An 8,150-nucleotide genomic window follows, 5' to 3' on the forward strand; every position below is an offset into this window, starting at 1 on the left:
CGGCTCGCGTTCGCTCGTGCGCGCGGGCGTTTGTACGCCGTGTCACCTACTTTCATTCTGCGTCGCGTGCGGTTAAGCCGGTCTTAAGCATGCGTGCGTAGAGTCGAAAGTCCACGCATTAGGGTCGCTGCAAAGCGGCCCGTTTTTTTGCCCGCGCGATCTCTCTTCTTTCTCTCCGTTTGCCCTGCATGTCCGGTCGCCCGATGAAGGCTCGCAACGCTATACTTGCGCCCCCAATCCCTCGACTGACTGACACATGAAGAAGTGGTTCGCCTGTCTGTTATTCATCGTTGCCGCTCACGCGAGCGCGGCGCCGTCCTGTTCCCAGTTCACACCGAATGCGCAATGGCCCGTTCTGACCAATCAGAAGATGGCGCCGAAAACGCGCATGCTGTGCTATAGCGATTTCGCGGTTCTGCATTCGGGCATCACGCACGGCCCGCTCTGGTCTGCCGAACATCTGACGCGCGACCATATCGAAGCCGCGAAAGACATGGTGCGCACCAACAAGTTCTTCGAAGATGCGCGTTTGCCCGACGGCGAAGGCGCAACGCTCGCGGACTACAAGCGCAGCGGTTTCGATCGCGGCCATATGAGTCCGGCGGGCAATCGCTGGAATCAGCAGGCGATGGCACAATCGTTCTCGCTCGCCAACATCGTGCCGCAGAATCGCGAGAACAACCAACGGCTGTGGGCGCGCATCGAAACGTCGGTGCGCAAGATCGCGGTGTCGTACGACGATACCTACGTGGTCACCGGACCGATCTTCAACGGCCAGCAGTTGCAGACCATCGGCGCAACGCGCGTGTTCGTGCCGACGCAGTTGTTCAAGGTCGTCTACGTGCCTTCGCGACAACTGGCGTTCGCGGTGGTGGTGGACAATGTCTCGACCAATCGTTATGACATCCGGACGATTCACGAACTCGAAGCAGCATCGGGCATCCGTTTTCCGGGCATTCCGGAAAATCTCAAGGACCAGCGACCGGGAGGACTCAAAGGTGTTTAAACCCTATTCGAACGATGACGACGTACTCAACATTCAGGGCGACGCGCTCACGTTGAGCAACGGCACGACGCGCGTCGTGCTGAACGGCACGCTGGAACTGACGCAGGATCAGCGCGGACTGAAAGCGGCGCTTGCATTGAAGGAAGCGGTGGATGCGATCGTCGCCAGCTTGCAGGCGCAAACGAATCTGCCGGCGAAGGTGAAGGACGAGCCGGATGCGAAGCCGGGTGTCGTCCAGAATCCGTTTCAGTGATGCTTCAGGTATGGCTCTAGCGAAACACGCGTGATGCGAAGGCGAGGGTAAAGCTCGCCGCCTTCGCATTCATGACCGCCTACGCGCTTCCTTCGTTTCACAGCGAACGCCACCCCCTTCTGCCTCGCATACCGCGCCGCACCGCCGTTGATACAGCACTCCGATATGTTTCGGCGGTTACGTTTTGTCACCAGAGCAGCGTCAACGTCTGTCGTTCGGCCACCGTTAAACCGGCAGCGCTGAAATCATGCAGCCGCGACACAAGAATCCACCGGTTCAACCAGGAGTCACATCATGAAGACGCTTTTCGCCGCTCTCGCTTCCGCTTTGCTCGTGTCGACCGCGTTCGCTCAAACGACCGCGCCGTCCACCACGCAACCCGCGCAAATGCAGCCCGCCGGTCAAGCGAATCTGAAGGCGAGCACCGCCGTGCAAACCAGCGCAACGGACGAAGGCGCCGCTACGACGAAAGCGCCCGCCAAGGCTTCGACGAAGGCATCGGTGAAAAAGACTTCCGTCACGCACACGGCCAAAGCACATAAAACCGTCAAGAAAACCGCCGCTAAGACCAGCGACGCGAAAGCTAATACGGGGAGCGCGAAAGAGGCCAGCAATGCCCCGGCAAAAGCCGACGGCGCACAAGCCGACACGACAAAGACGCAATAACACGTGATCGGCTCAGGCACACACCGGCCATGCATGTGTAACTAATCGAAGCCGAACCGTGCCGTTCAGGGAGGGCGAGTCGCATGACTCGCCTTTTTTTCTGCGCAATTGCGTGGCGGGTTGTGCCGCGCGCCACCATGATTTTTTCAGCGCATGCGCCAATTTTTGCACCGCGTTTACTTGCGGAAGTCTAATCTCGAACTGTCTTGATCAACCATGGCGTCAATGAACGCCACATCACATGGCTCTTACGCAATCCATCGACAGCTTCGCCACGCAGTCGCTCGACAAGCCGCCGGTCCAACACAGCAACATCATTCCCTTTCCTTCGGCACGCGCCCTCTTGCAGGTGACGCTGCCGCATCCGCCGCACGATCTGGCGGGCACGCAACTTCGCGCGCTGCTTCACTCGCCGCTCGGCGTCTATGTCGTCAGCACGGAAGCCGTACGCGACGAAGTTCGCGTGCAACTCGACATCGCGTGCGAAGACTTCGACTTCACGTTGCACACGCTGATCTCGACTGTCCCCACCGCGTTGATCGGCCCGATGAAGCGCCGTGGCAACGCCGCAAAGGCGCGCTAATCATGTTCTCCGGTATCTGGTTGCCCATCGTGACGCCGCTGCGCAATGGCGAAGTCGATATCGACGCATTGCAGCGCCTCGCGGACTACTATCTGCACACGGAGATCAGCGGTTTCGTCGCGTTGAGCACGACCGGCGAAGCCGCGTTGCTGGAGCAGGCCGAGCGCCTCGCCGTATTGCACGCGTTGACCGACGTGATCGGCTCGCGTCTGCCGATGCTGATCGGCGTGGGTGGATCGAATACGCGCGATGTGCTGCGCGAAATACAACGCTATGAACGTTGGGATTGCGCCGGCTATCTGGTCTCGGCACCATCCTACGTGTGCCCGGATCAGGCCGGTGTGCAGTGGCATTTCGAACAGGCCGCGCTCGCCACCAACCGCCCTATCGTGCTGTACAACGTGCCGCATCGCACCGGCGTGACGATCGAGCCGGACACGGTCGCGCGCCTCGTCGAATACGACAACATCGTCGCGATCAAGGAGTGCGTGAAAGAACACTTCGCGAAGCTGCGCGGTCTGCCGGTCAATGTGCTGTGCGGCACCGACGACACCTTCGACGAATGTCTGAATCACGGCGGCACAGGCGGCATCCTCGCCAGCGCCCACGTGTGCGCGGACCTGCTCGTCACGGTTCAGCAACTGATCCTCACCGAACACGATCTCGAGGCGCGCAATCTGTTCGCGAGCTTGCTGCCGGTCTTGCGGCTTCTGTTCTCCGCGCCGAATCCGTCCGCGATCAAAGCGTTGCTGGCGTTCGATCATTCGCTCAGCGACGAAACGCGCATGCCGATCACACGCGCATCGGCGCAACTCGTCGAACGTCTGAGCACCGCGCGCGACAGGTTGCAGGACCTGCGTGCCGAGTTCGCCGGCACGATGAGCTAACGCTAACGCGATCCACTCGACTGCCCGTGCGCCGCAAATCGGTTCATCATTCGCGGCGCAAACTCGCGTCGAAGCGCTGCATGCGCGACACGACGCGCCGCGCGTAACCGCGCTCGCCGCCGCTATAGCGAAGCAGCGCGGCATCGAGATCGCCGCCGCTTTCGTCGAGATAGGTGCTCAGAATCGTCGAGCCGATTCGCACGTTGATCGCCGGGTCGGACAGGTCGGTGCCCGCGAGCAGGCGCGGATGCGCAGCGGGCAACACCTGCATGAGCCCGCGCGCGCCCGCGATGCTGACCGCGTAGCGATCGAAGCTCGACTCGACGGACATCACCGCCAGCAGCAACACCGGCGAGATCGCGTGACGATCGGCTTCAGTCAGCACGGCACGCGCGATCTTCAGGGATTCCATCGGGGCGACGCGACATTGCGCACGCAGCATCGTGGCGATGTCGCCGAGCGTCGGCCAGCCGGTAGCGGCAGTGGCGTCGCTCGTGGGGATCGGCGCGGCGGACGTGGGAGCGGCTATGGTCGGCGTCATGGCGGCCAGCCGTGTGTCGTCGGCGTGCGACGCAGTGGCGAGCGAGAAGGTCAGCGACGCCAGCATCGCCCTCAGGACGAAGGCGGGCCGTCGACGGCTCGCTTTGCTTCGGATCGGCAAACCATCCAGCGCGCTATTTCCATGCATAGTTTCGCTTCCTGACCGGGATGTCTCGACCTTACCGGGCTTGGTGTAGCGAATCGCCAAAGAAACAAGGGCGCGCCGTAAAATGCTTGTAAAAATGCCGCGCCGTGTCGGCGTGTCGGCGCGTTATTCAGGTATCCGAATATCAGGAAAGATCACAGCGGCCCCATGTCTAGTTCCGCCAGCATGCCGAGTTTGCGCACATCGGCAATTTCAATTTCCGCATAACCCAGCTTCAACGCGCCTTGCGTTTCGAACTGCTTCAACACCTGGTTGATCGTCTGGCGGGACAGCGCGAGCATCATCGCCAGATCTTCCTGCGGCACCCTGAGCACGCGCCGCAATGCGCCGGGTTCGCCATAGCCGCCCGCCATCAGCAACAGCCGGCGCGCGACGCGTTGCGCGGCAGGCAGCAACGCGGCTTCTTCAATGGCCTCGAACGCAAGGCGCAGTTTCTGCGTCAGCAGCAAACCGAACACGTGCCAATATGCGGGCCTGCGTTCGAGCAGCGCGACGAGCGCGGCGCGCGGCGCATGAAACAGTTCGGAATCGCGTTCGGCATACGCGTCGTGGGTTCGCGGCCGGTTGTCGAACAGCGCGATCTCGCCGAACCAGTTCACCGGCTCGATGACGGCGAGCAACGCCTCCTTGCCCGTCGCACTGGCCGCGCCGATTCTCATGAGACCGTCGAGCACACAATAGAGGCCGTCGTCGGCATCGCCGCGCGTAAAAAGCCGTTGCCCGGCGACAAGCCGTTCGACGCGCCCTGCTTCGATCAACTCCGCCTGCGTCATGGCGGGCGCCGAGCGAAACCACGCACTGCGCCCAAGACGCATGCCAAGCTCATTCGATGAAAAACTCACACTCATAGGACGGCATCCGTGCGCGATTGTCGGCTACCCGATGGTTTCAAATCCGGTTGCCCGCGATTATGCTGACTTTGAAGGAGGAGCGGCATCCATGAGAACGCTGACGCAACAACTGACGCAATACGCGGCCTATCATCGCGACCGGCGCAATATCGCCACGCACTTCATCGGCATTCCGCTGATCGTGCTGGCGCTGGCCGTGTTGCTGAGCCGCCCGGCTTTCGGCGCCGGCCTGCTGCCGGTGACGTTATCGGCCGCGTGGCTGCTGTTCACCGCTGCAACCGTCTACTACCTCACGCTCGACGTGCCGCTCGGCGTGCTGATGGCCTGCGTGTCGGCGCTGTGTGTCGCGTTCGGCGAGTGGCTCGCCGCGCAATCCACGCTTGTTTGGCTCGCCACCGGCATTGGGCTGTTCGTGATCGGCTGGGTGTTCCAGTTCGTCGGCCATGTCGCGTATGAACATCGCAAGCCGGCCTTCGTCGACGATGTGATCGGCCTGCTGATCGGGCCGTTGTTCGTTCTTGCGGAAGCGCTGTTCAGCTTCGGCTGGCGGCCCGAGCTGCGCGAAGCGATCGACGCGCAAGTCGGCTCGACGCGTATCAATGCGAGCCGCTCAGCGACGCCTCGCTGAGCGGCGGGAACGCCGTCCGCGTTCGATATCGATGTCGGGCGCCACTCAATTCGGCGCGAGCCGAACGAGGCGAACGCCATGCAATGCCGTCAACGCCACTGCGATCCAGATCGGAATGTAAGTCGCCAGTTGCGCGGCGCTGAGCGTTTCGCCGAGCAGTGTGATCGAGACCAGCACCAGCAGCACCGGTTCCACGTAGCCGAGGATGCCGAACAACGCGACCGGTAATAAACGGCTCGCCTTCAGATACGAAGCCAGCGCAATCGTGCTCAACGCGCCGAGACCCGGCAACAGCAGGCACCACATGTCGACGCGGCCGGCGATCGTCGTCAGAGAATCGCCACTGACAATGCACACGATCGCCACCGGCAGCAGCAGCGCCATTTCGACGGTGAACATCGCCAGCGAGTCCTCGTTGATTTTGCGGCGCAGCGCGAAGTACGGCGGATAGCCGAGCGCGACCAGCAACGTCGGCCACGAAAACGCGCCCGTCGCCCACAGTTCGTGGCCGACGCCCACCGCCGCGCACAGCACGGCGAACCATTGCAACGCGTCGAGGCGCTCATGATAGTAGAAGCGCCCCACCAGCACCATGGTGAGCGGCAGCAGGAAATAGCCGAGCGACACTTCGAGCATCCGCCCGTGCAGCGGCGCCCATAGAAACAACCACAGTTGCGCGCCGAGCAGCGCCGCGCTCACGATCATCGCGGCGCAGAGCTTCGGCTCGGTCACCATCCGGTAAAGAAGTCGTCGGAGAATGGGCAGGCGTTTGCGCAACGCGACCAGCAGCAGCGCACCCGGCACCGTCCATACGACACGCCACGCAAAGATGTCGAGGCCGCTCAGCGGCGCAAGCAGCGTTGCGTAAGCGGACAGCAGGGCGAACATCGCGGACGCCCCGACCGACAACGCAATACCGCGCTTTGGGTCATACTGGTTCATCGCGCGGCTCATGACGTCAACGCGCCGGCCAACGCGTCGGCATATGAAGCGTATTCAGGCGAAGCGGTTTGCAGCGCAGCATCCGCTCGCGCGGTGTTCGTTGTTGTCATTGGCAATGAGGTCTCGCACGCGGGCAATGCCATCAGAAAGCCCTGCGTTTTTGTTTTCGAAAGACGGCGCAAGCCGGCATTCTAGACGGGTTATTCATTTACGGGCCTGCGCTTTTCCGGCGACCGTCTGCAATTAGTTCGTGCGCATCGCGCGTCGATGCACTAGAACATAAGCTTCATGCGCGGCGGGCGAAGCCGCGATGTCTCATCGACCGCGCTGCACATCGTCGCGCGATCGACTCAAGCGCGAATCTTGCTACGAAGTCTTGCACGCTGTTTGCAACAGCACACGCAGCATCAACGAGCCGGAACGGCAATGACGGTCTGCGAAGCCCCGTCCGCCCTTCTCTCTCACGGCATGCAGCGCTCGCGTTTCACCGCGCATGCCGCCGTCCGGCCAGCAATCCCGCTCATCGAATATGACTACTGGAGCCAGCATGACCCAGCCAGCCCTATCGCACGACACCTCGCCCGACCTACGCTCCGCCTTCGCCGCCGAGGTGCGCGCGGGACTCACCCACACGCCGCAGAAAGAGCTGCCGTCGAAATATCTGTACGACGAAGTGGGCTCCGCGCTCTTTGAAGTGATCACCGTATTGCCCGAGTATGGCGTGACGCGCGCCGAAGAACGGCTGCTCGCGGAGCACGCGGCGGACATCGTCGAGCATCTGCCACATGACGTGACCGTCGCCGAACTCGGCAGCGGAAGCGGCCGCAAAACACGGCGCATTCTTGAAGCACTGTGTAAAAAGCGCCCCACTTCTTACTGCCCGATTGAAATTTCGCGCAGTGCGCTGCAGTTGTGCAGACGCGAACTCGGCGACATCGAGCGCATTTCGATCGTCGGCTATGAGCGCGACTATCTGGCCGGTCTCGCCGAAGTGAGCAAGCAGCGTGCACCGGACGAGCGGTTACTCGTTCTGTTTCTCGGCAGTACCATCGGCAATTTCGGCAGACTCGCGGCCACGCGGTTTCTGCGTGAAATTCGCAACATGCTCGCGCCCGGCGACGCATTGCTGCTCGGCACGGATCTGATCAAGCCGACGCCTGTGCTAGTCGCCGCCTACGACGATTCGATCGGCGTGACCGCATCGTTCAATCTGAATCTGCTCGCACGCATCAACCGCGAACTCGATGGCGACTTGCCGCTCGACGCATTCGAGCACGTCGCGCGCTTCAACCCCGACGCGCGCAGCATCGAGATGCATCTGCGGGCGAAGCGCGATATCACGGCGCGCATCGGCGCGGCGCAGTTGACGGTGTCGCTCAAACAAGGCGAAACGATCTGGACCGAGAGCAGCCACAAATATCGCGCGGAAGAGATGCCCGCGATTGCCGACAGCGCCGGCTTCGTGTGCAGCCATCAGTGGATCGAAGACGAATGGGGCTTTGCGGAGAGTCTGCTGGTGGCGCGATAGGCGCAGACGGTTTCGGCACAAACGAAAAAGGCGGCGCGCCATCGTGTTGGTGGGGGGGCGCCGGTTTTGGCGGGGGCGGTGAGGGGGGGGCGGAACCGGC

10 protein-coding genes are annotated in these 8,150 nt (G+C 62.1%); 7 read left to right on the top strand and 3 right to left on the bottom strand.

What is annotated here, in order from left to right:
* Positions 1–256 precede the first annotated feature (256 nt).
* The 5 genes from PQQ53_RS33445 (at position 257) to PQQ53_RS33465 (ending at position 3,395) form a co-directional block, all read left to right on the top strand.
* The gene (locus PQQ53_RS33445) at positions 257–1,006 is read left to right on the top strand and encodes a DNA/RNA non-specific endonuclease (protein ID WP_408328860.1); all 750 of its coding nucleotides are present in this window, start codon (positions 257–259) and stop codon (positions 1,004–1,006) included.
* Positions 999–1,259, top strand: a complete 261-nt coding sequence (locus PQQ53_RS33450) for a hypothetical protein (protein ID WP_042326559.1) — start codon at positions 999–1,001, stop codon at positions 1,257–1,259. Before PQQ53_RS33445 ends, PQQ53_RS33450 begins: the two co-directional genes overlap by 8 nt.
* Positions 1,260–1,553: 294 nt before the next feature.
* Positions 1,554–1,925: a hypothetical protein gene (locus PQQ53_RS33455; protein WP_408328863.1), complete on the top strand. Its 372-nt coding sequence runs from the start codon at positions 1,554–1,556 to the stop codon at positions 1,923–1,925.
* A 241-nt stretch (positions 1,926–2,166) separates the two neighbouring features.
* A complete protein-coding gene (locus PQQ53_RS33460; protein ID WP_408328865.1) occupies positions 2,167–2,508 on the top strand; it encodes a hypothetical protein in 342 nt (113 codons plus the stop codon).
* A 2-nt stretch (positions 2,509–2,510) separates the two neighbouring features.
* Entirely contained in the window at positions 2,511–3,395 is an 885-nt protein-coding gene (locus PQQ53_RS33465; RefSeq protein ID WP_408141950.1) for a 4-hydroxy-tetrahydrodipicolinate synthase family protein, read from the top strand.
* A gap of 46 nt (positions 3,396–3,441) precedes the next feature.
* Here PQQ53_RS33465 and PQQ53_RS33470 read toward each other — a convergent pair whose 3' ends face one another.
* A complete protein-coding gene (locus PQQ53_RS33470) occupies positions 3,442–4,083 on the bottom strand; it encodes a lytic transglycosylase domain-containing protein (protein ID WP_408328867.1) in 642 nt (213 codons plus the stop codon).
* Positions 4,084–4,235: 152 nt separating this feature from the next.
* Positions 4,236–4,949: a Crp/Fnr family transcriptional regulator gene (locus PQQ53_RS33475; protein ID WP_408328870.1), complete on the bottom strand. Its 714-nt coding sequence runs from the start codon at positions 4,947–4,949 to the stop codon at positions 4,236–4,238.
* 91 nt (positions 4,950–5,040) lie between these two features.
* Here PQQ53_RS33475 and PQQ53_RS33480 point away from each other — a divergent pair, with 91 nt between their 5' ends.
* Positions 5,041–5,580 carry an Mpo1 family 2-hydroxy fatty acid dioxygenase gene (locus tag PQQ53_RS33480; RefSeq protein WP_408141944.1) on the top strand — a complete coding sequence of 180 codons (540 nt, stop codon included), beginning with the start codon at positions 5,041–5,043 and terminating at the stop codon, positions 5,578–5,580.
* Between the two features lie 45 nt (positions 5,581–5,625).
* Here PQQ53_RS33480 and rarD read toward each other — a convergent pair whose 3' ends face one another.
* Positions 5,626–6,522 (bottom strand): EamA family transporter RarD, encoded by an 897-nt coding sequence (rarD, locus tag PQQ53_RS33485; protein ID WP_408141942.1) that lies wholly within the window; start codon positions 6,520–6,522, stop codon positions 5,626–5,628.
* A 547-nt stretch (positions 6,523–7,069) separates the two neighbouring features.
* Here rarD and egtD point away from each other — a divergent pair.
* Positions 7,070–8,050: an L-histidine N(alpha)-methyltransferase gene (gene egtD, locus PQQ53_RS33490; protein WP_408141940.1), complete on the top strand. Its 981-nt coding sequence runs from the start codon at positions 7,070–7,072 to the stop codon at positions 8,048–8,050.
* Positions 8,051–8,150 lie beyond the last annotated feature (100 nt).

Source organism: Paraburkholderia strydomiana, assembly GCF_046030495.1.
GTDB lineage: Bacteria > Pseudomonadota > Gammaproteobacteria > Burkholderiales > Burkholderiaceae > Paraburkholderia > Paraburkholderia strydomiana_A.

Excerpts from the sequence above, each read along its gene's own strand:
- PQQ53_RS33465 (WP_408141950.1), top strand. The coding sequence starts at position 2,511 with ATGTTCTCCGGTATCTGGTTGCCCATCGTGACGCCGCTGCGCAATGGC.
- PQQ53_RS33460 (WP_408328865.1), top strand. The coding sequence starts at position 2,167 with ATGGCTCTTACGCAATCCATCGACAGCTTCGCCACGCAGTCGCTCGAC.
- egtD (WP_408141940.1), top strand. The coding sequence starts at position 7,070 with ATGACCCAGCCAGCCCTATCGCACGACACCTCGCCCGACCTACGCTCC.
- rarD (WP_408141942.1), bottom strand. The coding sequence starts at position 6,522 with ATGAACCAGTATGACCCAAAGCGCGGTATTGCGTTGTCGGTCGGGGCG.
- PQQ53_RS33445 (WP_408328860.1), top strand. The coding sequence starts at position 257 with ATGAAGAAGTGGTTCGCCTGTCTGTTATTCATCGTTGCCGCTCACGCG.
- PQQ53_RS33475 (WP_408328870.1), bottom strand. The coding sequence starts at position 4,949 with ATGAGTGTGAGTTTTTCATCGAATGAGCTTGGCATGCGTCTTGGGCGC.
- PQQ53_RS33470 (WP_408328867.1), bottom strand. The coding sequence starts at position 4,083 with ATGCATGGAAATAGCGCGCTGGATGGTTTGCCGATCCGAAGCAAAGCG.
- PQQ53_RS33455 (WP_408328863.1), top strand. The coding sequence starts at position 1,554 with ATGAAGACGCTTTTCGCCGCTCTCGCTTCCGCTTTGCTCGTGTCGACC.
- PQQ53_RS33480 (WP_408141944.1), top strand. The coding sequence starts at position 5,041 with ATGAGAACGCTGACGCAACAACTGACGCAATACGCGGCCTATCATCGC.